The following is a 24,752-nucleotide window of genomic DNA, read 5'->3' on the forward strand; positions in this document are numbered from 1 at the left end:
TAGCAAGCTACGGTGATCAAAATGCGTTCCACTTGCATGTATTAGGCACGCCGCCAGCGTTCGTCCTGAGCCAGGATCAAACTCTCATTAAAGTTTGAGTCTCTACTCATTACTGTCCTCTGACAGATTTATTGCTTCTTGATTCTTTTGACAGGTTATTTTATTAACCCTGCACGTTTGGTTTCTTGTCTTGTTCAGTTTTCAAAGGTCATTACTCTTTCGAGACAACTATTATATTCTAGCACCTCTTCTTTGCTTTGTCAATACATTTTTATGTTTTTATTGAAATTTCCTATCAAACATTATGAACCAACTCAAAAATTAGGTTTTAAGTCAAACTTTTGGGCTGGTTCATTACTAGTATGATTAATATAATTAGACTTTATTCATATTTGTCAATATTTCAAGAGTTTCTAATAAGTTTGATTCACTTACTTCTATGGAATCACCACTGGATTTTATTTTGATTTCTATAATACCATCATCAGCTTTTTTTCCGACAATAATTCTAATTGGCAAACCAATTAAATCACTATCTGAAAATTTCGAACCAGCTCTCTCATTACGATCATCTGTTAATACACTATACTTGGCTGTAATTAGTTGATGTTCAATTCTATTTGTCAGTTCTACTGCTACTTCATCTTTAACATTAACAGTAATAAGATGAATATCATACGGAGCCAATTCTTTTGGAAAATTAACACCCCAAGAATAACGAAAATCTCCCTTTGGAGTTTTTGTCACAAAAATTCTAGCGTGTTGTTCCATGACAGCTGATAAAATTCGACTGACACCTATGCCATAAGAACCCATGATAAGTGGTTGACTACTTCCGTGTTCATTTAAAATGTTAGCTCCCATACTTTCGGAATATCTTGTCCCAAGTTTAAAGATGTGTCCAATTTCAATCCCTTTTGTAAATTTCAGTCTTCCAAGGCCGTCAGGTGATATTTCACCTTCTTTTACTTCTCTTAAATCTGCATACTCTGCTTCAAAATCTCTAGTTGGGTTAACATTTCTAAAATGGTAACCATCTTTATTAGCGCCAGTAATTGTATTTGTACAGTTTTTTATATTAAAATCAGCAATAATTCTAATATTATTTGGTAAATCAATTGGTCCAAGAGAACCAAAAGAAACATTTAATATCGTTCTACTATCATTTTCTGTAGCTGCTTCTAAAAAATCAGCACCCAAATAATTTTTTAATTTTACTTCATTAACTTGATCATTACCAACTAAAAGAACAACAATTGGTTTTTTGTCTGCTAAATAAAGAAGTGTTTTAATAGTTTCTGATGGACTTACTCCAAAAAATGAAGCCACTTCTTCAATTGTTTTACTATTAGGAGTCTCAACTTTTTCAAGATTTTGCATCGCTATTACTTTTGAGGTTGGTTTAAATTGACTACTTGCCATTTCAAGATTGGCTGCATAACTTGATTCTGTTGAATAGGCAATAGTATCTTCTCCCGAGATTAACCAAGAAGTTAGTTCTTGTTTAATTGCTTCTAAAACATCTTTAGGAATATCATCAATTTTAGCTATAGTCTTGTCAAGAATTAACCATCTCTTAAGATCAGTTCTATCCGGAGTGATAGCCATAAATTCTTGGCTATCCTTACCGCCCATTGCACCACCATCACCAATAATTGCTTTAAAGTCTAATTCAATCCGATTAAAAATTCTTTCATAGGCATTTTTATAATCATCATATGTTACATCTAAACTATCATAATCACTATGAAAACTATAGGCATCTTTCATAATGAACTCTCGTGTTCTTAATAAACCGTTTCTTGGTCGTTTTTCGTCTCGATATTTAGATTGAATTTGATATACAGTTAGTGGTAATTGTTTGTATGATTTAATAGAATCTCTCATTAAAGCGGTAAAAGTTTCCTCATGTGTCGGTCCCAAAATAAAATCTGATTGCTCTCTATTTTTTAATTGATATAAATCTGGACCATAAGTATCAAAGCGTCCTGATTCTTTCCATAAATCAGCTGTCAATAATGCTGGTGTAAGCATTTCAACAGCTCCAATTTTTTCAAATTCTTCACGCATAATATTTTTTAATTTTTCAATTAAACGGTTAGCTAACGGTAAGTAAGAATATATACCAGATGATACTTGTCGCACATAACCAGCTCTAAGCATCAGAGCGTGACTAATGACTTGTGCATCACTTGGCATTTCCCTAAGTGTTGGAATCAGCATTTTACTTTGTTTCATTATTTGTCTCCATCTATTTATTTCATTTTAAAAGAATGTTCTCAAGATATCATTCCATGTCACTGAAATCATCAAAATTACCATGACAACAACACCTGCTAGAGTAATATACATTTCAGTTTCTTGTTTTAAGGGTTTTCTTCTGATTGCTTCTAAGATGTTCATAACTATTTTCCCACCGTCTAAGGCTGGAATTGGTACAAGATTTAAAATTCCAAGATTCATTGATAACATAGCCATTAAATAAAGAATGTCCGAAAATCCTGAGGCTGCGGCTTGGTTACTTAATTGATAAATAGCAACTGGACCACCTAGTTTATTAATATCAGGATGAAAAATGAGATTTTTAAGACCATTTAAAATGGAAAAAGCTGATGTATAAGCCATTTGAAAACCACCGAATAGTTTATCAGTAAAGCTGGTCTTTAAACTTCTCGTTACACCAATATAATAAGTACTATTATGTTTTTTAGGGACAACAGAAACTGTTTTTTCTCCGTTGTCTCCTTTAACAATCAAGCTAATGGCAGCACCTTCATTTAAATCTTTTGTAGCATCAGCTACACCTTGTGTCAATTCATGCCAATTGGAGATAGTTTTTCCTTCAATAGACAAAATCTGACTATTTTCATCAACTCCTGCTTGAGCTAGTGGCCCATTAGGTATTACTTGTACTCGATTGGTTGTTTCATCTGGCACACCACCTTGTATAAAAGCCAAAAAGATAAAAACAATAATTCCAAGAATAAAATTATTCATCGGACCAGCAAAGTTAGTCATCATTCGTCCTGAAATACTAGCGTTTTGGTATTGAACATCTTTTGGAGCAATTAAAACTTCTGTCCCGTCTTCTTCAATGATAGTAGCCTTGTGATTTACCTTAAATGTCTTTGTCTCTTCAAGAACTAACCCTGTAACTTCCAATTTGTTTTCCAAATCATAAGACACAATGTTCATTGGAAGACTATTAGGCGAGATTGAATGGTTAGAAAGGTTAATTCGTTTTATTTCTGAAGAATCGTTAAATTCTAAATTCACTAAAGCCCCGGTTTTAATATCTGTTTTGTCATCTCCCCAACCCGCCATACGTACGTAACCTCCTAAAGGAAGAAGGCGAATAGTATAAGTTGTACCGTCCTTACCACGATGAGCAAAAATTTTTGGCCCCATACCAATAGAAAATTCTCTTACCAGGATACCTGATTTTTTAGCAAAGTAGAGATGTCCATATTCATGGATGACTACGATAACGCCAAAAATAAAAATAAATGTTAAAATACCAGTCATGTCATTTTCTCCATTTTAAAATAATCCAAATAAATGCATTAGCGGTAGCACAAACAACATGCTATCAAATCTATCTAGAACACCACCATGACCTGGGATAAATCTACCAGAGTCTTTGACGCCAAAGTAACGTTTTATAGCACTTTCAATTAAGTCTCCAAACTGGCCAGCAATACTAAATAAAGTAACCAATAACATCATCACTGGAAAAGAGTATGGTGCATAAACAGAAGCATCAAAAAGCATAAATAAACTTGCGATAACCAATGCAAAAAAGATTCCTCCTAGACTTCCTTCAATGGTTTTATTAGGAGATACTGGAGTTGGAAGTTTTCTACGTCCATAGCGGATACCAATTAAATAAGCACCAGAGTCTGTCGCCCATATTATCAATAAAGCTAACATCACCTTATTAAAGCCAGATTGTTGTGCAATAATAAGATTTTGAAAACCAATACCAACATATAAGCTTGAAGCTACTGGAAAGACTACATCGTCAAAAGAATAGTTTGGATAATTAAAAACGATTCCTACAAATAGTAACAATACAATCAAACTAAATACTGAAAAATTAGCATCAATGGGTAAAAAGTTGAGATAATTACCAATAGGAACAGTCAAAACAAAAGCACCCAACATAGCCAAAACGCCCTCAAACGAAAAAACTTCTAATTGTTTCATTCTAAGAAGTTCTGAAACAGCTAACATTGATAAAAAGCCAATAAATAATTGAAAAGTTATGCCTCCTAAAAATAGTAATGGCATGAAAATAGCTAGTGCTATTAAAGCAAAAATAATTCGTTTATGCATAATTTCCCTTTCTTAAACTTTTCCAAATCGTCTTTGACGATTACTAAATTCCTCTAGTGCTTTAGTATATTCTTCTTGATTAAAATCTGGCCAAAGAACTGAAGTGAAATAAAATTCACTATAGGCAGATTGCCAAGGTAAAAAGTTACTAAGTCTTATTTCACCACTGGTTCGAATAATAAGATCAGGATTTTGGTATAAATCAGGTAATTCCGACGTCATTAGATGATTGGCAATCATTTTTTCAGTAATTTCTTCAAGTTTGATTTCACCTTGACTCACTTTTTTTGAAATTTCTCTTATAGCTAGTGTTAACTCAGCACGCCCACCATAGTTGAGAGCGAAATTAAGAATTAAACCTGTGTTATCTTTAGTCAATTGACAGGCATTATCCAAAGCTCTTAGAGTGTCTTTGGGGAGAGGATTTCTTTCTCCAATTACTTGAATTTTGACATTATTTTCATGTAATCTTGGAACATATTTATCAAAAAAATCCACGGGTAACTTCAAGATAAATGAGACTTCATCTTCAGGACGCGACCAGTTTTCAGTTGAAAATGCATAAACAGTTAATACTTTAACTCCTATTTCAGAAGACATTAATGTAATATCTTGAAGAGCATCCATACCTGCCTTATGACCAAACACACGTGGCTGCATTCTTTTTTTAGCCCATCTACCATTACCATCCATGATGATTCCAACATGTTTTGGAATTATTTCTAGTTCTATTGCTTTACTATTTTTTAAAAAATTAAACATCATTTTATCCTAATCATTAAAATACTACTGTTATTTTACCATATTTTCAGTTTTATAGTAGTTTCTAATAATTTCTAACTATAAAAAATAAAAAATTTCCTTTCGAGGAGGAAATTTTTATCATTTATTCTTCAATAGCTGACTCAATAGTATCGTCTTTAGATTCTTCAACAGCAAGTACTTGTTCATTTGCTCTAGAAACAATACGCTTAATTGATGTTAATTCATAAGTGAGATACACTCCCTCAGCATCAAGAACAACTTTGTTGTTGTCTTTATCTACCTCATCAACTAGGGCAAACATGCCTCCAATTGTCACAACTTCATCACCTTTTGACATGGTTTTTAGCTCATCTAAACGTTTTTGCATTTGTTTTTTTTGTTGGTGTTGCATAAAAAAGGTAATAGCAACAAAAATAGCAAACATGCCAATCATTGTAAGATTAAAATTCATAACTTCCTCCATACTATTAAATTCATTCTTACTATATCAGAATAAGATCAAATAGGCAAGACAATACCATTAATTTCAAGGATAAACATTATTTTTCACTTGAATTATAAACCCTCAACATTATGGTAAACTTTTTGGACATCATCATCAGACTCTAAAGCATCAATTAATTTTTCTACAATTTCCAAATCTTCTTCAGACAAAGTTACCTCTGATTGAGGAATCATCTCAATCTCTGTTACTTGGAATTCTGTAATCCCTTCTGTTTGAAGAGCTTCAACTCCTTTGTGTAAATCTGTAGGGGCTGTGTAAACGGTGATGCTACCATCTTCAACCTCAACATCTTCAACATCGATATCAGCTTCTAGCAATATCTCAAAAATGTGCTCAGGATCTGTTCCTTCAAAAACAATAACACCTTTTTTATCAAACATGTAAGAAACAGCTCCACTAGCTCCCATATTTCCACCATTTTTCCCAAAAGCAGTTCTAATATTGGCAGCTGTACGATTAACATTAGATGTTAAAGTATCAACAATAATCATTGAACCATTTGGTCCAAAACCTTCGTAGCGCCCCTCAACAAATGTTTCATCTGTATTTCCTTTTGCCTTATCAATAGCTTTATCAATAATGTGTTTTGGTACTTGTGCCTGTTTTGCACGTTCTAAAACAAACTTTAGTGCTGAATTTGATTCTGGGTCTGGTTCTCCTTGTTTGGCCGCTACATATATTTCGACACCAAATTTGGCATATATTTTTGAGTTTGCTCCATCTTTTGCAGTTTTTTTGGCAACAATATTAGCCCATTTACGTCCCATTATTAATCTCCTTTATTTTTTTGCCTTATTATTATATCACAAAAATTCTATGATAAAAAAGACTTTATAATCCATTACAATTTTTCTTTACAAGAATCTTTTTAGTCTATTGATTTTTCCATAATAGGAATTCGACCATAGGTTTGTGGTGTCATTTTTTTATTTCCCATTTGATAAATAATATCTGCTTTTTGAGTCATAGAATCCCAAGGTTCTTTACCAATTCTTGTTATCAGCATTTCCTTGTTTTTAAGTTGAGATAAATAACGCTGTCCTTTTTGACTAAATCCAAGAACATGGATTTTCTCAGGCAGTGAACAGTCTTTTGCATTGACTAAAATATAAGTTAATAGTCTTCTGACACGTGATTTAGTATAGCGTTTCGTTACCACTTTGTTGATCAATTCTTCTATGTTATCTACTTTTGTTATTGCTTTTTTAATTCGACTAGCCATTTCTTTATTAACTTGATAAATTTCAGTTAAATGTTGGTGAGATAAAATTTGATATTTAAGTAAATGAAAATAGTTATCCCATGAAACATGTGGTTCTTTTAATAAGTTTTCCCAGATTGGCGTAGATTGTTTTAAAAAAACTTTATCTTCAATATGATGTCTGATAGCAGTAGCTGAAGCAATAAAAGCAGTTTTATCAAGAGAGTGAAAACCAGAACCCACTCTTTTAACAGGCTTTAGCTGAATATCATAAGGTGCAATCGCCTTAATATAAGAAAGTGCCAAGATATGATTAGGTGTTTGTCTTGAAAATGTTATGCCTAAAAATTTTCGCCACATTTCTTGGGATATTTCTGGATAAGATTTTAAATGTGATTGACTTTTTAAAAAGTCTTCCATCTCTTTTTGTTTTGTGCGATAATCTTCTAATATCTGTTGATAACAACTGTTTTCTTCCGTTCCAAAGGCGAGTTCTTGAATTCCTAACTGGTTTAAAATCGCAACAGCCCCTTTAGCAAAATGATCAGCGGATTGGACACTCACTAAAAAAGGCAATTCAACAACGATATCTGCTCCATTTTCAATAGCCATTTGTGCTCTTGACCACTTATCAACAATAGCAGGCTCTCCTCTTTGCATAAAATTACCAGACATGGCAATAATTTTCAAACCAGAGATTTGTTCTAATAAGTAGCGATGACCATAATGAAATGGATTAAATTCAGCAACAATACCAGTAATAGTCATTTTCTTGCCACAAAAAACCAGCGTTTTGAGGTTTCATCTGGCTTTTTGTCCTCAAAATCTGCATAAACCTCGATATTTTTAAAACCAGCCTGCTCTAGTAAAATATCATAAGTTAGTATCTCATAGGTTCTTTCCTCATGAACTTCATCAAAACGTTTAAAGTCACCGGTTTTATCCTTAACAAAAAAAGTGAGCTCATGAACAACAGAATGAGGTGCTTCATCAGCATAGCTATCCCAAAGAAAAGCAAAGTCTTCAGCATTTTCATGATAACTGTAACCAGGAAAAATTTTGTCTGTTTGAAAAGTGGAGTGAACATCAAAAATAAAAACACCATCAGAATCTAATATGTTATAAATCTCTTTAAAAACATTGCCAACTTCTACCTCATCTTGTAAATAACAAATCGAATCCGAATAACAAGTGACCATATTAAATTGTGGCAACTGAGATAAGTCTCTCATATCCCCTTTAATAAAGGTAATATCAAGATTTTTTGAATCACGTCGTTTTTTAGCGATATCTAGCATTTCAGCACTTAAATCTAATCCAGTCACATCAAAGCCTGCCTCAACAAAGTGAATAGATTGGAAACCTGTTCCACAAGCCAATTCTAATAACTTTTTTTTATCTTTAGCGCTAGGTAAATGACGAAGACTAAAATCAGTCCATTTTTGATAGAGAGAGTCATCCATCACACTATCGTAAATCCTAGCAAACATTTCATAATTAATCATTGTTTCATCTTTCTAATAATTCAGACCAACAACACCATCAGAAAAAACCTGTTCTTAAGAACGAGGTTAATTAGTTTATAATGTTTTCTAAGGCTATGAGTGGTGCTTCGTGCCATAATTTTTCTAAATTATAGTGAGAGCGTTCTTCTTCTGAGAAGATATGAACGATGACACTGTTTAAATCAAGCAAAATCCAACCAGCTTTAGCATCACCTTCAATACGACTGCTATCTTGTCCAGAAAGCTTCACCTTCTCACGAATATTATCTGAAATAGCTTCGAGTTGTCTACTATTAGTAGCACTCATGATGACAAAGTAGTCAGTCATACTTGTTAATCCTTGTAAATTTAAAACTACGATATCTTCAGCTCTTTTTTCATCAGCAGCAGATATGATGATTTGTAGTATTTCTTTCTCTAACATAATTCCTCTTTCTCTAGGTTTTAACCAAAACATAACAAAGTAATCATTTTTCGTTTAAATGATGAATATATCTATTATAAGTTTGAAGTGTCTGGGGATGGATTGGAATTCTTTTTTTGACAAGATAACTAATCGTTTGAGCAGTTTCAAAAGCAACTGCCTTATCAAGAGATTCCTCAGCTAATTTTCTAGCTTCTTTAACACCTGGAAAATCACGATTGGGTTCAATATAATCAGCAACATAGACTATTTTATCAAGAAGAGACATATGATTAGATCCAGTTGTATGGCATCTAATGGCTTGAAGAATATCTTTATCTGTTATGCCCAAATCTTCTTGAATCTTATAGCTACCAACGAATCCATGCCAAATATTATTATTCCATTGTTTCAAGTCTTCATCTAGCTGATACTTATCAATTAGATGGATAAATTCAGAATCAGACAAGTTTTTTGCATAGTCATGAAGAAGACCAGTTAAACCTGCTTTTTCAACATCATAATCATTTAGACGTGCTAAGCGGATACAAGTTTCTTCCACACCTATCATATGTTTTAAGCGATCTTTTGTCACTATTTGCTCAAGTTTTTTTATGAGTTGGTCACGACTCATATTAAGGTATTTACGATAAGTCATGATATAATCTTTCTTTTTTTATATAATCCAAGACAGTTTTAGGTAACAGAAAATTAGGCTCTCTTTCTTTTTTTATGAAATCACGAATCATACTAGATGAAATATCCATTAATGGGACATCAACCCAAATTACTGGATAGCTAGTTCCTGATTTATACTTGGGACGTTGAACACCAACAAATTGAACCATCTGAATTAAGTCATCAATTCTATACCATTTTGGTAGATAATCAACCATATCAGCACCAATAATAAAATAATAATCAACTTCAGGATCTTTTTTTATCAACTCTACCATTGTATTGTAAGTGTAGCTGATGCCTTTTCTTTCAAGCTCAATGGTCTCAATCGCTAAACCCTTAACACCTTCGATGGCTAGTTCAAGCATTTTAAGCCGATGTTTTTCATCAATTGTTGTTTTTGTGTCAACATGTGGAGGTTTGTATTCAGGCATCAGTAAAACTTGGTCAAGACCAAGTTGCTGACGTACTTGATCAGCTACAATCAAGTGGGCATTGTGGACCGGATTAAAATTCCCCCCTAAAATACCAATTTGTGGTCGATTGTTGGTTTTTGTTTTTACTTCTAATTCAACTTTTGTAAAAGGTGTTAAAAGTTCAATTGCCATTTATACCTCCGAACAACTTTAAAGTATTTTTACTTTTTCAGAAATTTTGCGATTTTCTTTTCGGCTTGACTCTTTGAATAAAATCAAAATGCGACCAATCTTTAAAACAGTGTCTACACCAATTTCATCTTCTAATGTCTCTGCCACTTCATGAATATCTTCATCAGTATTTTGAAGCAGGGTAACTTTAATCAGTTCTCTAGCGTCAAGAGCATTTCTGATACTAGTTTTAATAGGATTATTCAAGCCATTTTTGCCAATTTGAATAATCGGTTTTAAAGAATGTGCTTGACTTTTTAAAAATGCTCGTTGTTTACTTGTTAATGCCATGTTTTTCCTCTTATACTATTGCCTTACGTAAAATGACTGAGACACCTTCTGGAGCCCAAGCTGCAATTCTAGCTTTCTCTTTGATACGAATCCAACCAAGACCAGCAAAAACGATATCCGTTTTATCGATGATATCAAACTCATGCTTGATCAGATTTGGAAATGTTTCTAATTGATCAACTTTTGGTGGATTTAATAATTTTCCGAGATGTTTTTTATAAAATCCATCAGCACCTTCTAACTTTGTCCGATGTAACGGGAGAGTATTTTCAACAAAAATGGTAAATCCTTGTTTATTTCCTTCAATAAAATCAAATCTTGCTAAACCAGCCATAAAAATAGTTTGACCCTTATTAAGTTGGTATGTTTTTGGTTTGATTTCCTTTTTAGGATTGACATACATTAAATCTTTTTTTGATAAATAATGAGCCATTTGATGACGGTGAATAACTCCAGGAGTGTCAAATAGGTAATGCCCGTCTTCTAGGGGGATTTCTATTTTATCCAAAGTAGTTCCTGGAAAACGAGATGTGGTAATCACATTTTTGTTGCCAGTAATTTCTTGGATGATGGCATTGATCAAGGTGGATTTCCCAACATTAGTCACACCAACAACATAAACATCTCTTCCTTTTCGTAATAAGTCAATTTTTTGGATTAACTCTTTAATAGTTTGACGATTTTGGGCGCTTGTTAAAACAATATCTTTAGGACGAAGACCCTCTTCATGAGCTCTTTCTAGCAACCATTGAGTCACTTTAAAATCTTTAACAGATTTTGGTAAAATATCTTTTTTATTTCCAACTAGCAAAATATCATTATTAGCAACAAACCTTGATAAACCAGGAATAACAGAACCATTAAAATCAAAAATATCAATAACATTGACAATCAAGGCATTGCTTTCACCTACATCATGTAAGAATCTTAAAAAATCATCATCGGACAAATAAACATCTTGAATATCGTTATAATGTCTGAGTCGAAAGCATCTCTGACAATAGATATCACCCATTTCATGATTTTTTTCTAGTGTTGATATCGGGGTATACCCGATTTTGTCTTTATCAGTGGTTTGAATTTTGCAACCACAACCAATACAATACAATTTTTTCACTCAAATTCCTTTTTTATAGTTGATTTTACCATATTTTTTTTCAATTTTAGCAAGTACTCGACGTTCTCTCATACGATTAATTTTTGTGTTCCAAGCATCAGATGTGACAAGTGGTTTCACCAAAATAGATCTTATGCCAGCTCTATGGGCAGCCCTAATGTCAGTCATTAGCTGATCACCTACCATAACAACTTCATCACGATCAAAACCATATCTTTCAATAGCAATATTGATCCCTCTAGCAAAAGGTTTCATTGCGCGACTAACAAAGTCAACACCAAATTTGTCAACAGCTCGCTCAACTCGGTCATGCTTATTATTAGAAACAACCACTACAGGAATATCAGCAATAGTCATTTCATCTAACCAAGCTCGAAGCTCAGCAGTCCCATCTGGATTGTTCCAAGCAATCAAAGTATTATCCAAGTCAGCTAACACAGCGCGAATTCCCTGATTTCTCAAGTTATCCGGCCTTAAATCATAGATAGCTTCGACCGCAAAGGTCGGTATATAATCTTCTATACTCACATCTCTCTCCACAAATATATAATACTTTTATTTTAACATAATTTAGATAAAAAAACATCTTCTTAATATAAGTATCAATTTAAAATAGCATTTCATCCATTATTGATTAAAATTATTACTTTACTTCAATGTATAAGTCAACTTGAAGAGAACAGCTAGTTGAGCTAGTAAACTAACAAATACTTCGCTCTATACTAAAATCACCATTATTAGCCAATCTTACGATGAAATTAGCTTTTTCAACTAATTTTAATAAACAAAAAACCAATGAAGCTATCATTAAACTAAATTAAAACGTGATTGTTTTTACCATTATAACTGTTTTCTCAGTTTTTAAAATACTTTTTCAATCATATAAAATAATTTACCAAAATTTTACACTTAACAACCTTAAAAATCTATCTTTTTAATGCAATAAATATCACCACAAATTAATTTTGTGGTGATACAAATTATTAAGCTGCTGTTGCAATTAGTGCTTCAAGTTTCTGATATTGTTCCTCAGTTAAAAATTGGCGATAAAACTCTAATTCTTTCATTAAATCTTCTTTAGAATAAAAAGAAAGATTATCTTTAATCTGATTGAATAGTTCTTGAAATTCTTCATCTGTTAATTCTGCTTGATAAACTTCTGATGATATTATTTGTAACTCATCTAAACTAATGATTTTTGATGTGCTTGGTACTTTAGGAGCAATATATTTAACTTTTTTCGATACTATTTCAATAGTAATAGACTCAAAAGCGTTATCTAAACCTTCTGCCATCTTAAGATCAATAGTCACATTAGCGCTGCCATCTTTTTCTAATTGGTATGTAACCAAACTGCTATCATCAATGTAAGCAGTCATCATGTTAAAATAAGTATTTGCTGAATCATCCTTAGACATGTCCTTAATCATTTCTAATAATTCCGATATTTTAACTGTTAAAACAATAGCATCACCATCTTTTTTAAATTTTTTAGCATCAAGTTTTTTAAAACTATTTGCCAAGTCATTTGAATTTTCTACGTCATCAAAAACATGACCATAATCCTCACTAAAATCCGCAACATTGACATAACGATCCTTTATGTTGTCATTTTTTATACCTGAAAACATTCCCCAAAATTCGGCATTGATATAAAAATCATCATTGGTGCCAATTACATCAAGTTTAGGGTAAGATGGGTCGAGTTGAGATAAATCAGAAGAGATTGAAAATATTTTATCTTTTAATGATTGAGAAACATTAAAGATGAAAACTTTATTTTTCAAGTTTTCCAATTCAGGCATCGCCACACCATCATTTGGTAGCTTAAGATCTGTCATTTTGACACTATGTATAAAACTTGTTTCTTCTTGTTTAAGATTATTATTATAACGTGAAATAAATTCGTCTCGAGGATTTTTTGAACAAGCTACAAGAAGAATCAGTAATGGTAAGAATAATAAAAATTTTAATTTTTTCATTTTTTATCCTTTCTATATATATATATATATCACTATTATAACTATTATAAAGCGTTTTCACAAGTTAAAATTGAATAATTTAAAAAGATTGAAAGCTGGTTTACCTTCAATCTTTTTATCATTACAGTTTAGCTAATTCATCATTTAATAATCGTTGTGCTACTTGGGGGTTAGCTTGCCCTTTTGTGGCTTTCATTAATTGTCCAATCAATGATTTAGCAGCATTTTTATTACCTGATTTATAATCATTGAGAGCTTTTTCATTGTCAGCAAAGACTTCCTTAATAATTGGAATGAGTTGATCAGGACTTGAAATTTGAATAAGGCCAGCTGATTCAACATATTCTCTTGCACTACCACCATTTTTTGCAAGATGGACAAAAACTTTCTTTGCAATCTTAGAGGAAATAGTGCCATCTGCAATTAAACTTAGCATTTCAACAAGATTCTCAGGTGTTAATAATATATCACTAATCGTCTGATTAACAGTATTTAAATACTGCGCTACCTCTCCTTGAAGCCAGTTGGAAACGAGTTTGGCATCACCTCCAATAGCAACTGCTTTTTCAAAAAAGTCTGATACAGCTTTTGTTGCCGTTAATTGCAAGGAATCGTAAGCTGATAAACCAAATTTTGTTGTGTATTTTTCACGACGTTGTTTTGGAAATTCTGGTAAGGTTGAGCGAACCGCTTCAATCCAGTTATCCTCAATTTCAAAAATTGGAAGATCGGGTTCAGGGAAATAGCGGTAGTCACTTGAACCTTCTTTTACGCGCATTAGAATAGTTTCACCAGTCGATTCATCATATCGACGAGTTTCTTGTTGAATTTGACCACCTGAGCGAAGAATTTTTGCTTGGCGTTCCACTTCGTATTGAAGACCACGACGTACAAAGTTAAAGGAGTTTAAATTCTTCAACTCAGTCTTAGTTCCAAAGGCTTCTTGACCATATGGTCGTAAAGAAATATTAGCATCCACACGCATAGATCCTTCTTCCATTTTGACGTCAGAAATACCGGTATATTGGATGATTTCCTTCAATGCAATTAAATAAGCATAAGCCTCTTCAGGACTTCTCATATCTGCTTCAGAAACTATCTCAATCAAAGGTACCCCTTGACGATTGATATCTACATATGAATAACCTTCACTACCATGCGTGTTTTTACCTGCATCTTCTTCAAGGTGAGCACGTTCAATACGAATTGTTTTTTTCAAGCCATTTTCTAATTCAATCTCAATAGAGCCATTATAGCCAATTGGTTCATCAAATTGAGAAATTTGGTAGGCTTTTGGGTTATCTGGATAAAAATAATTTTTTCGGTCAAAATGCATCCTTTGATGAATATCCATATTTAGTGCTAGGGCTGCTTTAATCCCATAATCAATTACACCCTTATTCATCACTGGAAGAACACCTGGAAAAGCCCAATCAATAATATTGGTATTGGTGTTTGGGTCTTCACCAAAATGGGCTGGGGCAGGTGAGAAGATTTTTGAATTTGTTTTTAATTCGACATGGACTTCAAGCCCAATAACTGTTTCAAAATTCATTACTTTTCACCTCCAAAAATGATTGGTTGTTGTTTATAGTAGTCTGTTGTTGCTTCAAAGGCTTGAGCTACTTGATAGATTATCTCTTCACTATATTTTGGTCCAATTAGTTGTAAACCAACAGGTAACCCTTCAACAAAACCTGAAGGAATGGAAATAGCTGGAAGACCAGCAAGATTAACTGGAATAGTCAACAAATCAGCCAAATACATAGCTACAGGATCATGACTTTGTGTCCCAAGACCATAAGCCACATCAGGAGCTGTTGGTCCAAGTATTAAATCATAATCAGCAAAAACTTGATGAAAGTCATTGATAATTAAAGTCCTTACTTGACCAGCTTTTTTAAAGTAGGCATCATAATAACCTGATGATAAACTAAAGGTTCCAAGCATTATACGACGTTTCACCTCATCGCCAAAGCCTTCACTTCTAGTATTGATATAAACATCTTCAAGATTATTATAATTTTCCGTTCTAAAACCATAGCGAATACCATCAAAACGCTGTAAGTTTGAAGAGGCTTCTGAGGAAGCAATGATATAATAAACAGCAACACCATATTTACTATGGGGTAAACTGACCTCCTCAATGATAGCTCCTAGACTCTCTAAATGTTTTGCTGCTTTTATAATATTATCTTTAACTGCAGGATTGATGCCTTCTCCCATATATTCTTTAGGAAGAGCAATCTTCATTCCTTTAATATTTTGACCAATTTTACTGGTGAAATCAGATACTTCTTTTTTAGATGATGTTGAATCTTTTTCATCAAAACCTGAAATGACATTTAATAACTGTGCATTTTCTTTAACGGTTTGTGAAAATGGACCAATTTGATCAAGAGAACTTCCAAAAGCAATTAATCCAAAACGAGACACACGCCCATAAGTAGGTTTCATACCAACAATACCATTAAATGATGCTGGTTGACGAATTGAACCACCAGTATCAGACCCTAATGATAGACGTACTTGCCCTGAGGCAACTGCTGTAGCAGAACCACCTGATGACCCACCAGGTACTTTAGTTGTATCCCAAGGATTTTTCGTAATTTTAAAGAAAGAATTTTCAGTTGAACCACCCATGGCAAATTCATCCATATTGGTTTTTCCGATAATCACCATATCATTATTATAAAGCTTTTCAACACTTGTGGCATCAAAAATAGGCGTATAATTATGAAGCATCTTCGATGCTGCTGTTGTTAAAATACCTTTTGTTGAAATATTATCTTTAATCGCTAAAGGAATACCACTCATGACATTATGGGGATCAATACCTTTTTCATCAATAGCTTTAGCTTGTTTTAGAGCATCTTCTTCAGAAATAGTGATAAAACTACCAATTTTTTCTTCACGTTCTGAGATATCCTTAAGGGTTTCTTTTGTTAATTCAAGAACTGAAATATCCTTTGACACAAGAAGGTCATGTAATTCGTCGATTGTTTTGTGATTTAAAGACATTAAGCATTTCCTCCTTCATCAATTATAGTAGGCACTTTTATTAAACCATTTTCAGTTTCTGGTACATTTTTAAAGAGTTCGTCTCTATTGCAACCCTTAAAAGCAACATCTTCTCGCATAACATTTACTGTATCAGCCATTGTTGTTGTGATAGCAACATCTGTTGTATCGACTTCATTTAACAATTCAACCATCTCCACTATTTTTGAGAGTGTCTTTGCAAATTCTTTTGTATCTTCGTCATTGAAGGCTAATTTTGACAATTTAGCGACATGACGTACTTCTTCTTCAGAAATTTTCATTTGTTACTAATCCTCCATTTGGTCTATCGTTAAAATTATACCATATTTTCTGATAGTTCGTCTTATGTTTCCAATATTTCCAGTGACCTCTCTTTTTAATCTTTTTCACTTTAAACATTTTCAGAAAAAAACTTTTTTAATATGATGAAAGATTAAAAGTACTTTAATCACAAAGAATTAAAGTACTTTATTTTTATCGATAATCTAATCAACGATTTTAGCTCCTAAAACATGCTCAAAATGATTTAATGCCCATTCATGATTTCTATTATCAATACTTGCTACACAAGACTTTGGAATTTCAATCTGATAACCTAGATTATAAGCATCAATAGCTGTATGTAACACACAAATATCAGTTAAAACACCAGTTAATACAACAGTATGAATCTTTCTTTCACGAAGACGAATATCAAGATCAGTGCCTGAAAAAGCTGAGTAATGACGTTTATCTATCCAAAAAACTTTGTTTGAATCTTTAATTTTTTCAAATAAATCATTTAATTTACCATACAACAAGCGACCTGATGTCTCTTTAATATTGTGAGGTGGGAATAATTTCATTTCTGGATGAAAAACATCATCTTCTGTATGATAATCAATAGTAAAGAAAATAAAATCACCATTATCATACGCCTCTTTCGTTTTTTCAACAATACTTATTTCAATGTTCTGAGCAGGTTTACCTGCTGTTAATTTACCATCGTCAGCAACAAAATCATAAGTATAATCAATTGAAATTAGAGCTTTTGTCATTTTATTCATAATCTTTCATTTTTTGAAAAATGCCATCATTAATGACCTTAAGATAGGTACCTTTCATCCCAAGAGAGCGACTCTCGATAATTCCAGCACTCTCTAGTTTACGAAGGGCATTAACAATCACACTTCTAGTAATACCGATACGATCAGCAATCACAGAAGCTGTCAATCGTCCTTCATTGCCATCCAATTCATTTAAGATAGCTTTTATTGCTTTCATTTCAGAATAAGAAAGGGTGTTGATTGCCATATTGACAGCTGTCTGTTTTCTAACTGTTTCTTCTAAATTTTCATTTTGTAAATTCAATAATTGAACACCTACAACGGTTGAAGCGATTTCACTCAAAACAAGTGCATCGTCTTCAAAAGGCTTATCATTTCTCCAGATAATAAGAGTTCCTAGCCTCATTCCACCACTATAAATTGGTGTTAATGTGGTTAAACCATCAGGGTAAATATCTTTTGATTCTACTGGATAAACAGTTAACGGACTACTGATTGGTAAATTGGCCACTGTATCAAATATACGATTAGCTGCTTCAACATAAGAATCTGGAAATTGATGTGATTCAAAAATTTCTTCTACCCGATCATTATTTGTGCTATATTTCATCGCATAACCAAGCATGTGCCCAGTTGCATTTATTATACAAGCGTTACAGTCAATAATATCAGCTAATTGAGCTGCAGTGGTGTTATAAGGTAATTCTTCTTGAAGTTGATCAATAGCTTTCTGCAAAATTGATGTCATTCTTCTTGTTTTTGTAAGTAAGTTAGCCATAATCCACTCTTTCTATAATAATCATTATCATTATATCAAAGTGATATTCTATTTGCAAACAATTGTCAGAAAATTTATATTATTTCAATGTTTGAGCTGACAATAGTTCCTTAACGACGATATTGATGTAAAAAACGCGTCATTTTTTCTTGTAATTCTGCTAATTCTTCCACTCTTGGTAAATAAACCACTCTGAAATGATCAGCATCTTTCCAATTGAAACCACGACCATGAACTAGAAGCACTTTCTCTTGTTTTAAAAATTCTAAAACAAAATTTTCGTCATCTTTAATATCATACATCTTTTGATCTATTTTAGGAAAAATATAAAGACCAGCTTTAGGTTCAACTGCAGATAGTCCAGGAATATCATTAATCGCTTTTGTTATAAAATTACGTTGTTCAAAAATTCGTCCACCTGGTAATAAAAGGTCATCAACAGATTGATAACCACCTAATGAGGTTTGAACAACTTGCTGTGCTAAAACATTTGAACAAAGTCGCATATTTGACAACATATTTAGTCCTTCTATATAACCTTGAACATGGTCTTTTTTCCCTGAAAGGACCATCCAACCCACTCTAAAGCCAGCAATGCGATGCGACTTTGATAAACCATTCATGGTTACCACAAACACATCCGGTGCAAGACTTGCAATTGGAATATGTTTTAGACCATCCATCACCATACGATCATATATTTCATCAGAGAAAATGATTAACTCATGCTGCCTAGCTAATTCGACAATTGCTTCTAAAATATCCTTTGGATATAAAGCACCCGTCGGATTATTTGGATTAATGAGAATAATAGCTTTTGTTTTTGACGTGATTTTGGATTTCATATCTTCAATGTCTGGATACCACTCTGATTGCTCATCACAAATATAATGAACAGCATGACCACCAGATAAACTAACAGCTGCTGTCCATAAAGGATAATCAGGCATAGGCACTAAAACTTCATCACCTTCATCAAGTAACCCTTGCATAGACATCGTAATCATCTCACTAACACCATTTCCAATGAAAATATCTTCAATATCAATATTTGGAAATTTTTTTGTTTGACAATATTGCATAATTGCTTTACGAGCACTAAAAATCCCTTTGCTGTTAGAATAGCCCTCACAATCTCTTGCATTCATAATGAGGTCTCGAATTACCTCATCAGGTGCAGTAAAGCCAAATTCTGCTGGGTTTCCAGTATTTAATCGTAAAATTTTCTTACCATCAGCAATCATACGATTAGCTTCGTCAAGAACTGGCCCTCTTATATCATAAGCAACATGTTCTAATTTAGATGATTTTTCATATCGTTTCATAGTATTTACCTCGTGTTAAGTATTATAGAACTAATTTTTAAAAAAGTAAAATAGCATTCATTTTTATTTTTTTAGATATAACTGTTATCAAACTATTATCCCTTTTTTATTAAAAATTGTATAATAAAGATAGAAATAAAGGAGGTGCTTACTATGACTTACCAATATAAACGCATTTTAGTTGGTGTTGATGGCTCACCCCAAGCGGAAATAGCTTTAAAAAAAGGGATACAGATTGCTATCAATGATAAGGCAGAACTTATTTTAGCCCATGTTATTGACACTCGTGCTACTCAAAGTGTAGCTACTCTCGATGGTTTTGTTTTTGAACAATTAGAAAATGAAGCCAATCGTATTTTAGAAAAATACAAAGCCTTAGCAAAAGAAAGAGGGCTTGACAAAGTTGAAACTATCATTGAATTTGGGAATCCCAAAACACTTTTAGCAACTGAGATACCTGAAAAGGAAAACATAGACTTAATTATGTTAGGAGCAACGGGTTTAAGTACCTTTGAACGATTACTAATTGGATCTTCTTCTGAGTATATTATGCGTCATGCTCCTGTTGATATTCTCATTGTTAGAAAATAATAAAAATAGAGATTTCTATTTAGAAATCTCTATTTTAGTTCTTGAAGCCTTTTGAATTTGGCGATCTAATTCGCGTTTAATAGCTGGCTCTGGTGCAAAACGTTCTTCCCAGTTATCTGGTTTCAAAATTTTATGAGTAATAGGATCAAAATGAGCTTTACCATCTGGAAAAATTTTTCCCATATTAGCACCATGAACCGTATCAAAAAAAGGTTTAGGGTCAACACCCATGAGAACAAAACTTCCATAGACGAAATAAAGTAAATCTGTCAAAGCATCAACTTGTCCTACAATGCTATCTACATCAATTGGCTTTCTAGCTACCTTTTTAGCAGCATCATCTATGGCTCCATGTAAATCAATCATAGCTTTTTTAAAATCTTGATTATTTCCTTGACTGGTTGCATAGAGAAATTCTACAATTTCTTCAATTTTAAAGGCTGAACGATAACTTGCTTGTTCTAGATTATAGGCCATAGGTACTTGACGAATTTCTCCATCCATTAATTGATGGAAATCTTTAACCTTGTTGAAATTCTCATCTTTACTTTTAAACGTCTGACTCGGATATAAATGAACAAGACCATAATGGTCAAGAGCCTTAGAGATCCCGTCATTATTATTAGTATCTGTAATATAGTGAGCTATTTTTTTAACAGATTGACTAGCATTCCCCATAGCAACACCGATACCAACACCTGATAACATTTCAATATCATTATCAGAATCCCCAAAAGCCATTACTTCAGAAATATCAAAACCAAAAAATTCTCCTACCAAAGAAATACCTTTTAACTTAGATTGATTTTTTGAAATGAGATCAGCAGAGTAAGGACTACTTCTTGTTACTGTTAATTGAGGAAAACGTTTTTCTATTTTTTTTGTTTCTTGTTGACTAGCTACTAACACAACTTGAAAGATGGGTTGTCGCATCATTGTCAATAAACTAGCTCTATTTTGAGGTTTAAAGCGCCTAATTAAATGTTTAAAACTTTTTTCAACAGTTTTGGCCATTTTTTTAGGAATGAGACGGCTGACAATTTGACCAAAACGACTGGTACCCATATTAATAATTTGTGAACCAACTAATCCAGAGACTGTTCCTAAAGAAATTTCTTTTTTTTGATCAGAGGCATACTTAATAACCTTGTAAACAGCTGATTTTGGCAAGGTTTTTTGATATAAAATATGATCTCTCGTAAAAATATATTGTCCATTATAAGTGATAGCAAAATCAAGTCCTAGATTATCCATAAAAGGATCAACAAAACCTGGCCCACGCCCTGTTGCTAATCCAACAACAATTCCTTGTTTTTTCATTTCTTTTATTGCTTGGTGGGTTGATTTTTGGACTGATTTAATATCATTTAAAAGTGTTCCATCAATATCAAAACAAACTGCTTTTATCGCCAATTGAAATTCCTCTATCAAATTTTATGTTAAAATAAGTATAGCATATTTTTTAGAAAGCTGAGATTCTTATGAAAAAAATTCTTGTGCTTCATACTGGGGGAACCATCGCTATGCATAGTGATCGCTCAGGTCACATTGTCACTAATGATAGTAATCCTATGGCTAGTGTTGAAGTAAATTTTAATAATATTGAGGTGACTGTACAAAATGTTTTAAATATCCCTAGTCCTCATATAACTGTTGAGCACATGCTTCTTTTGTTTAGTCATATTAAAGAAGCCGATAAAATATTTGATGGGGTTGTCATTACTCATGGGACAGATACTCTTGAAGAAACTGCTTATTTCCTTGATACCATGGCAATCCCAAATATCCCCATTGTCTTAACTGGTGCCATGAGAAGTTCTAACGCACTTGGGAGTGATGGTATTTATAATTATCTTTGTGCTTTAAGAGTTGCCGCACATCCCAAAGCTTATGACAAAGGTGTCTTAGTAGTAATGAATGAAGAAATTCATGCCGCCAAATACGTCACTAAAACTCACACTACCAATGTTTCAACTTTTCAAACACCAACACATGGTCCACTTGGAATTATAATGAAAGATGATATTCTTTTCTTTAAAGCAGCTGACACACGCATTCGTTTTGATTTAAAAAATATTTCTGGTGTTGTGCCTATTATTAAAGCCTATGCAGGTATGGAAGATGACCTTATCAATCTTCTTCAACCTGATGGTATCGATGGGGTTGTTGTAGAAGCATTTGGTGCTGGAAATATGCCTCCTAAAGCAGCTATCGCCTTGGAAAATTTGATAAAAGGTGGTACACCTGTGGTACTTGTTTCTCGCTGTTTTAATGGAATTGCTGAAGCTATCTATGATTATGAAGGAGGGGGTATTCAATTATCACAAGCAGGGGTTATGTTTGTCAAAGAATTAAACGCTCAAAAAGCCAGACTAAAATTATTAATTGCTCTTAACGCTGGCTTAGCTGGTGATGACTTGAAAGATTACATTGAAGGTTAGATTAAAAATATACTAATAGATTAATACGACAACATAAAGGCAGTAAGTCAATGCTTACTGCCTTTATGTTGATAATAATTTTAGTCAAATGTTTTTTGTGGTTTGAGATTAATAGCCAAAAGTGCCCAATCCGAGCTTTCTTCCCAATTATTTTTAGATACAATTGTTTGTGCCACATGTCTAGCTTCTTCTAAGATATGGTAATCTTCAACAATATCTGCTGTTTTAAATTCTGGAAGTCCTGACTGTCTTGTGCCAAAAATTTCACCTGCACCCCTCATTTTTAAATCTTCCTCAGCAAGAACAAAACCATCTGTTGTCTCTGTCATTAGGGTCATTCGTTTTTTACCATGTTGAGTTTTTGGATTAGATACTAAAATAGCATAGGATTGTTTTTCGCCACGACCAACTCGACCTCTTAGCTGATGCAGTTGACTAAGCCCAAAGCGATCAGCATCCATAATAATCATTATAGTGGCATTTGAAATATTGACTCCTACTTCGATAACTGTTGTTGACACCAAAATATCTATTTCATGATTTTTAAAACTATGCATAATAGCTTCTTTTTCATTAGTTTTCATCTTACCATGTAAAAGTGCAACTCTTGCTTTATCTGCAAAATAATGATTTAACTCTTCATACAGATTCACAGCATTTTTTAAGTCAAGTGCTTCTGATTCTTCAATCAATGGTGAGACAATATAGATTTGTGCTTCTTTAGCAATTTCTTTTTCCAACCATATTAAAACAGATGAGAATTGTTCATGTTTGACCCAACGTGTGATAATTTTTTTTCGCCCAGTTGGTAATTCATCAATGATTGAAGCATCCATTTCTCCAAAAGCTGTAATAGCTAAGGTTCTTGGAATAGGAGTTGCTGTCATCATTAAAACGTCTGGGTTATTTCCTTTTTCACGAAAAAGACGACGTTGATTGACACCGAATCGATGCTGTTCATCTGTAATTACAAGTCCTAATTTTTGATAATTAACGCCTTCTTGGATCAAAGCATGAGTGCCAACAATCATATCAACACTTCCACTAGCAATAGCTTTTAGTGTTGCTTTTTTTCCACTAACAGTCATTCCAGAAATTAAAAGAGCAATTTTATTTTTAGGAAATAATTGAGATAAGCTTTGAAAATGTTGCTCAGCCAGAATTTCTGTTGGTACCATCATTGCTGATTGGAATCCTGCTGTGTAGGCTGCATACATAGCTAACCCAGCAATCACTGTTTTTCCAGAACCTACATCCCCTTGCAAAAGGCGATTCATGTGAGCACCTGAGGTCATGTCAGTTAAAATGTCAGTTAATACTCTGTCTTGAGCTTTTGTTAATTGAAAAGGAAGTTCCTTAATTTTTTTATTAATTTTTTCTTTATTAATGGGTAAACTCAAACCATTTGTTGCTAATTTGTTTTCTTTTTTCAATACTTGTAATTGTAACTGAAAATAGAGCAATTCTTCAAATTTGATACGTCTTAATGCTTGCTTATATTCCTCAATATCTCTAGGAAAATGCATAGCCATAATAGCAGCTTGCCTAGGCAAAAGTCGATAGCGATTTAGCAAAGATTCAGGTAAATTTTCTTTAATCAATTGTCCATAACCTGATTCAAATGCTATTTTTATAACTTTAATAAGTTGGTGTTGAGAGACACCTTTTGTTACATGATAAACTGGTTGAAGCTCATCATCAACTTGAGGTAATAATTTCATTCCCGTTAAAGAAGATTTTAATTGATTCCACTTTCCAAAAATAGCAGTTGTTTTTCCAACAACAATTTTATCTTGTAAAAAAGGTTGATTAAAAAAATTAATAGCAATAACAGCTTCACCTTGTCTTAGTTTAAAGTGTAATCTATTTTTTTTGAAACCATAGTATTGTACACTTGGAGGAGTAAGAACAATACCAGTAATAACTGCCTTTTCCCCATCTACCAATTCTTCTATTATGCGACTTTTAAAATTGTCGTATCTAAAAGGAAAGTATAATAAAAGGTCTTCTATGGAAAAAATACCAAGCGTATTAAATTTTTCAGCAGATTTAGATCCTAATCCTTTAAGCACGGTAATATTATCATTTAAATCCACAGCC

The 24,752-nt window shown here is 33.0% G+C and carries 25 protein-coding genes and 1 rRNA gene; 2 read left to right on the plus strand and 24 right to left on the minus strand.

Annotated elements, in window-relative coordinates:
• From A3I1_RS0106640 to A3I1_RS0106750, 22 genes are all read right to left on the minus strand, one after another.
• Positions 1 to 92: ribosomal RNA gene (locus A3I1_RS0106640) — 16S ribosomal RNA — on the minus strand; the annotation flags it as partial.
• A gap of 283 nt (positions 93 to 375) precedes the next feature.
• A complete protein-coding gene (locus A3I1_RS0106645; protein WP_018370503.1) occupies positions 376 to 2,238 on the minus strand; it encodes a proline--tRNA ligase in 1,863 nt (620 codons plus the stop codon).
• Positions 2,239 to 2,265: 27 nt separating this feature from the next.
• Positions 2,266 to 3,525 carry an RIP metalloprotease RseP gene (rseP, locus tag A3I1_RS0106650; RefSeq protein ID WP_018370504.1) on the minus strand — a complete coding sequence of 420 codons (1,260 nt, stop codon included), beginning with the start codon at positions 3,523 to 3,525 and terminating at the stop codon, positions 2,266 to 2,268.
• A gap of 15 nt (positions 3,526 to 3,540) precedes the next feature.
• Positions 3,541 to 4,335 (minus strand): phosphatidate cytidylyltransferase, encoded by a 795-nt coding sequence (locus tag A3I1_RS0106655; RefSeq protein ID WP_018370505.1) that lies wholly within the window; start codon positions 4,333 to 4,335, stop codon positions 3,541 to 3,543.
• A gap of 12 nt (positions 4,336 to 4,347) precedes the next feature.
• Positions 4,348 to 5,097 carry an isoprenyl transferase gene (locus A3I1_RS0106660; RefSeq protein ID WP_018370506.1) on the minus strand — a complete coding sequence of 250 codons (750 nt, stop codon included), beginning with the start codon at positions 5,095 to 5,097 and terminating at the stop codon, positions 4,348 to 4,350.
• Between the two features lie 124 nt (positions 5,098 to 5,221).
• On the minus strand, positions 5,222 to 5,551 hold the full coding sequence (gene yajC, locus A3I1_RS0106665) for a preprotein translocase subunit YajC (RefSeq protein WP_018370507.1): 330 nt from the start codon (positions 5,549 to 5,551) through the stop codon (positions 5,222 to 5,224).
• 104 nt (positions 5,552 to 5,655) lie between these two features.
• Positions 5,656 to 6,372, minus strand: coding sequence for a YebC/PmpR family DNA-binding transcriptional regulator (locus A3I1_RS0106670; protein ID WP_018370508.1), 717 nt, complete (start codon positions 6,370 to 6,372; stop codon positions 5,656 to 5,658).
• A 101-nt stretch (positions 6,373 to 6,473) separates the two neighbouring features.
• The gene (locus A3I1_RS0106675) at positions 6,474 to 7,574 is read right to left on the minus strand and encodes a nucleotidyltransferase (RefSeq protein WP_018370509.1); all 1,101 of its coding nucleotides are present in this window, start codon (positions 7,572 to 7,574) and stop codon (positions 6,474 to 6,476) included.
• On the minus strand, positions 7,571 to 8,311 hold the full coding sequence (locus tag A3I1_RS0106680; RefSeq protein WP_018370510.1) for a class I SAM-dependent DNA methyltransferase: 741 nt from the start codon (positions 8,309 to 8,311) through the stop codon (positions 7,571 to 7,573). Before A3I1_RS0106680 ends, A3I1_RS0106675 begins: the two co-directional genes overlap by 4 nt.
• A gap of 70 nt (positions 8,312 to 8,381) precedes the next feature.
• On the minus strand, positions 8,382 to 8,735 hold the full coding sequence (gene rsfS, locus A3I1_RS0106685; protein WP_018370511.1) for a ribosome silencing factor: 354 nt from the start codon (positions 8,733 to 8,735) through the stop codon (positions 8,382 to 8,384).
• A gap of 43 nt (positions 8,736 to 8,778) precedes the next feature.
• Positions 8,779 to 9,372, minus strand: a complete 594-nt coding sequence (gene yqeK / locus A3I1_RS0106690) for a bis(5'-nucleosyl)-tetraphosphatase (symmetrical) YqeK (protein WP_018370512.1) — start codon at positions 9,370 to 9,372, stop codon at positions 8,779 to 8,781.
• The gene (locus tag A3I1_RS0106695) at positions 9,359 to 10,000 is read right to left on the minus strand and encodes a nicotinate-nucleotide adenylyltransferase (protein WP_018370513.1); all 642 of its coding nucleotides are present in this window, start codon (positions 9,998 to 10,000) and stop codon (positions 9,359 to 9,361) included. Before A3I1_RS0106695 ends, yqeK begins: the two co-directional genes overlap by 14 nt.
• Before the next feature lie 18 nt (positions 10,001 to 10,018).
• Positions 10,019 to 10,330 carry a ribosome assembly RNA-binding protein YhbY gene (gene yhbY, locus A3I1_RS0106700; protein ID WP_018370514.1) on the minus strand — a complete coding sequence of 104 codons (312 nt, stop codon included), beginning with the start codon at positions 10,328 to 10,330 and terminating at the stop codon, positions 10,019 to 10,021.
• 10 nt (positions 10,331 to 10,340) lie between these two features.
• A complete protein-coding gene (gene yqeH, locus A3I1_RS0106705; RefSeq protein ID WP_018370515.1) occupies positions 10,341 to 11,447 on the minus strand; it encodes a ribosome biogenesis GTPase YqeH in 1,107 nt (368 codons plus the stop codon).
• Entirely contained in the window at positions 11,448 to 11,975 is a 528-nt protein-coding gene (locus A3I1_RS0106710; RefSeq protein WP_018370516.1) for a YqeG family HAD IIIA-type phosphatase, read from the minus strand. It abuts the gene before it with no gap.
• A 455-nt stretch (positions 11,976 to 12,430) separates the two neighbouring features.
• Entirely contained in the window at positions 12,431 to 13,429 is a 999-nt protein-coding gene (locus A3I1_RS0106715; RefSeq protein ID WP_018370517.1) for a hypothetical protein, read from the minus strand.
• Between the two features lie 121 nt (positions 13,430 to 13,550).
• Positions 13,551 to 14,984, minus strand: a complete 1,434-nt coding sequence (gene gatB, locus A3I1_RS0106720) for an Asp-tRNA(Asn)/Glu-tRNA(Gln) amidotransferase subunit GatB (RefSeq protein WP_018370518.1) — start codon at positions 14,982 to 14,984, stop codon at positions 13,551 to 13,553.
• Positions 14,984 to 16,450, minus strand: a complete 1,467-nt coding sequence (gene gatA, locus A3I1_RS0106725) for an Asp-tRNA(Asn)/Glu-tRNA(Gln) amidotransferase subunit GatA (RefSeq protein ID WP_018370519.1) — start codon at positions 16,448 to 16,450, stop codon at positions 14,984 to 14,986. Before gatA ends, gatB begins: the two co-directional genes overlap by 1 nt.
• Positions 16,450 to 16,752 carry an Asp-tRNA(Asn)/Glu-tRNA(Gln) amidotransferase subunit GatC gene (gene gatC, locus A3I1_RS0106730; RefSeq protein WP_018370520.1) on the minus strand — a complete coding sequence of 101 codons (303 nt, stop codon included), beginning with the start codon at positions 16,750 to 16,752 and terminating at the stop codon, positions 16,450 to 16,452. Before gatC ends, gatA begins: the two co-directional genes overlap by 1 nt.
• A 204-nt stretch (positions 16,753 to 16,956) precedes the next feature.
• On the minus strand, positions 16,957 to 17,508 hold the full coding sequence (locus tag A3I1_RS0106740; RefSeq protein WP_026216800.1) for a cysteine hydrolase family protein: 552 nt from the start codon (positions 17,506 to 17,508) through the stop codon (positions 16,957 to 16,959).
• Position 17,509: 1 nt separating this feature from the next.
• A complete protein-coding gene (gene codY / locus A3I1_RS0106745; protein WP_018370522.1) occupies positions 17,510 to 18,295 on the minus strand; it encodes a GTP-sensing pleiotropic transcriptional regulator CodY in 786 nt (261 codons plus the stop codon).
• Positions 18,296 to 18,405: 110 nt separating this feature from the next.
• Positions 18,406 to 19,620 (minus strand): pyridoxal phosphate-dependent aminotransferase, encoded by a 1,215-nt coding sequence (locus tag A3I1_RS0106750; RefSeq protein ID WP_018370523.1) that lies wholly within the window; start codon positions 19,618 to 19,620, stop codon positions 18,406 to 18,408.
• A 153-nt stretch (positions 19,621 to 19,773) separates the two neighbouring features.
• Here A3I1_RS0106750 and A3I1_RS0106755 point away from each other — a divergent pair, with 153 nt between their 5' ends.
• Positions 19,774 to 20,211: a universal stress protein gene (locus tag A3I1_RS0106755; RefSeq protein ID WP_018370524.1), complete on the plus strand. Its 438-nt coding sequence runs from the start codon at positions 19,774 to 19,776 to the stop codon at positions 20,209 to 20,211.
• Between the two features lie 15 nt (positions 20,212 to 20,226).
• On the opposite strand, the gene A3I1_RS0106760 is transcribed toward A3I1_RS0106755, so the two are convergent.
• The gene (locus A3I1_RS0106760; protein WP_018370525.1) at positions 20,227 to 21,624 is read right to left on the minus strand and encodes a Cof-type HAD-IIB family hydrolase; all 1,398 of its coding nucleotides are present in this window, start codon (positions 21,622 to 21,624) and stop codon (positions 20,227 to 20,229) included.
• 68 nt (positions 21,625 to 21,692) lie between these two features.
• On the opposite strand from A3I1_RS0106760, the gene A3I1_RS0106765 reads away from it, so the two are divergent.
• Complete coding sequence (locus A3I1_RS0106765; RefSeq protein ID WP_018370526.1) at positions 21,693 to 22,652, plus strand: asparaginase; 960 nt, start codon at positions 21,693 to 21,695, stop codon at positions 22,650 to 22,652.
• A gap of 80 nt (positions 22,653 to 22,732) precedes the next feature.
• Here A3I1_RS0106765 and recG read toward each other — a convergent pair whose 3' ends face one another.
• Positions 22,733 to 24,748 (minus strand): ATP-dependent DNA helicase RecG, encoded by a 2,016-nt coding sequence (gene recG, locus A3I1_RS0106770; RefSeq protein WP_018370527.1) that lies wholly within the window; start codon positions 24,746 to 24,748, stop codon positions 22,733 to 22,735.
• Positions 24,749 to 24,752 lie beyond the last annotated feature (4 nt).

The organism is Streptococcus marimammalium DSM 18627, assembly GCF_000380045.1.
Lineage (GTDB): Bacteria > Bacillota > Bacilli > Lactobacillales > Streptococcaceae > Streptococcus > Streptococcus marimammalium.

Coding starts and splice junctions, on each gene's coding strand:
- A3I1_RS0106645 (WP_018370503.1), bottom strand. CDS start 2,238: ATGAAACAAAGTAAAATGCTGATTCCAACACTTAGGGAAATGCCAAGT.
- rseP (WP_018370504.1), bottom strand. CDS start 3,525: ATGACTGGTATTTTAACATTTATTTTTATTTTTGGCGTTATCGTAGTC.
- A3I1_RS0106655 (WP_018370505.1), bottom strand. CDS start 4,335: ATGCATAAACGAATTATTTTTGCTTTAATAGCACTAGCTATTTTCATG.
- A3I1_RS0106660 (WP_018370506.1), bottom strand. CDS start 5,097: ATGTTTAATTTTTTAAAAAATAGTAAAGCAATAGAACTAGAAATAATT.
- yajC (WP_018370507.1), bottom strand. CDS start 5,551: ATGAATTTTAATCTTACAATGATTGGCATGTTTGCTATTTTTGTTGCT.
- A3I1_RS0106670 (WP_018370508.1), bottom strand. CDS start 6,372: ATGGGACGTAAATGGGCTAATATTGTTGCCAAAAAAACTGCAAAAGAT.
- A3I1_RS0106675 (WP_018370509.1), bottom strand. CDS start 7,574: ATGACTATTACTGGTATTGTTGCTGAATTTAATCCATTTCATTATGGT.
- A3I1_RS0106680 (WP_018370510.1), bottom strand. CDS start 8,311: ATGATTAATTATGAAATGTTTGCTAGGATTTACGATAGTGTGATGGAT.
- rsfS (WP_018370511.1), bottom strand. CDS start 8,735: ATGTTAGAGAAAGAAATACTACAAATCATCATATCTGCTGCTGATGAA.
- yqeK (WP_018370512.1), bottom strand. CDS start 9,372: ATGACTTATCGTAAATACCTTAATATGAGTCGTGACCAACTCATAAAA.
- A3I1_RS0106695 (WP_018370513.1), bottom strand. CDS start 10,000: ATGGCAATTGAACTTTTAACACCTTTTACAAAAGTTGAATTAGAAGTA.
- yhbY (WP_018370514.1), bottom strand. CDS start 10,330: ATGGCATTAACAAGTAAACAACGAGCATTTTTAAAAAGTCAAGCACAT.
- A3I1_RS0106715 (WP_018370517.1), bottom strand. CDS start 13,429: ATGAAAAAATTAAAATTTTTATTATTCTTACCATTACTGATTCTTCTT.
- gatB (WP_018370518.1), bottom strand. CDS start 14,984: ATGAATTTTGAAACAGTTATTGGGCTTGAAGTCCATGTCGAATTAAAA.
- gatA (WP_018370519.1), bottom strand. CDS start 16,450: ATGTCTTTAAATCACAAAACAATCGACGAATTACATGACCTTCTTGTG.
- gatC (WP_018370520.1), bottom strand. CDS start 16,752: ATGAAAATTTCTGAAGAAGAAGTACGTCATGTCGCTAAATTGTCAAAA.
- A3I1_RS0106740 (WP_026216800.1), bottom strand. CDS start 17,508: ATGACAAAAGCTCTAATTTCAATTGATTATACTTATGATTTTGTTGCT.
- codY (WP_018370522.1), bottom strand. CDS start 18,295: ATGGCTAACTTACTTACAAAAACAAGAAGAATGACATCAATTTTGCAG.
- A3I1_RS0106750 (WP_018370523.1), bottom strand. CDS start 19,620: ATGAAACGATATGAAAAATCATCTAAATTAGAACATGTTGCTTATGAT.
- A3I1_RS0106755 (WP_018370524.1), top strand. CDS start 19,774: ATGACTTACCAATATAAACGCATTTTAGTTGGTGTTGATGGCTCACCC.
- A3I1_RS0106765 (WP_018370526.1), top strand. CDS start 21,693: ATGAAAAAAATTCTTGTGCTTCATACTGGGGGAACCATCGCTATGCAT.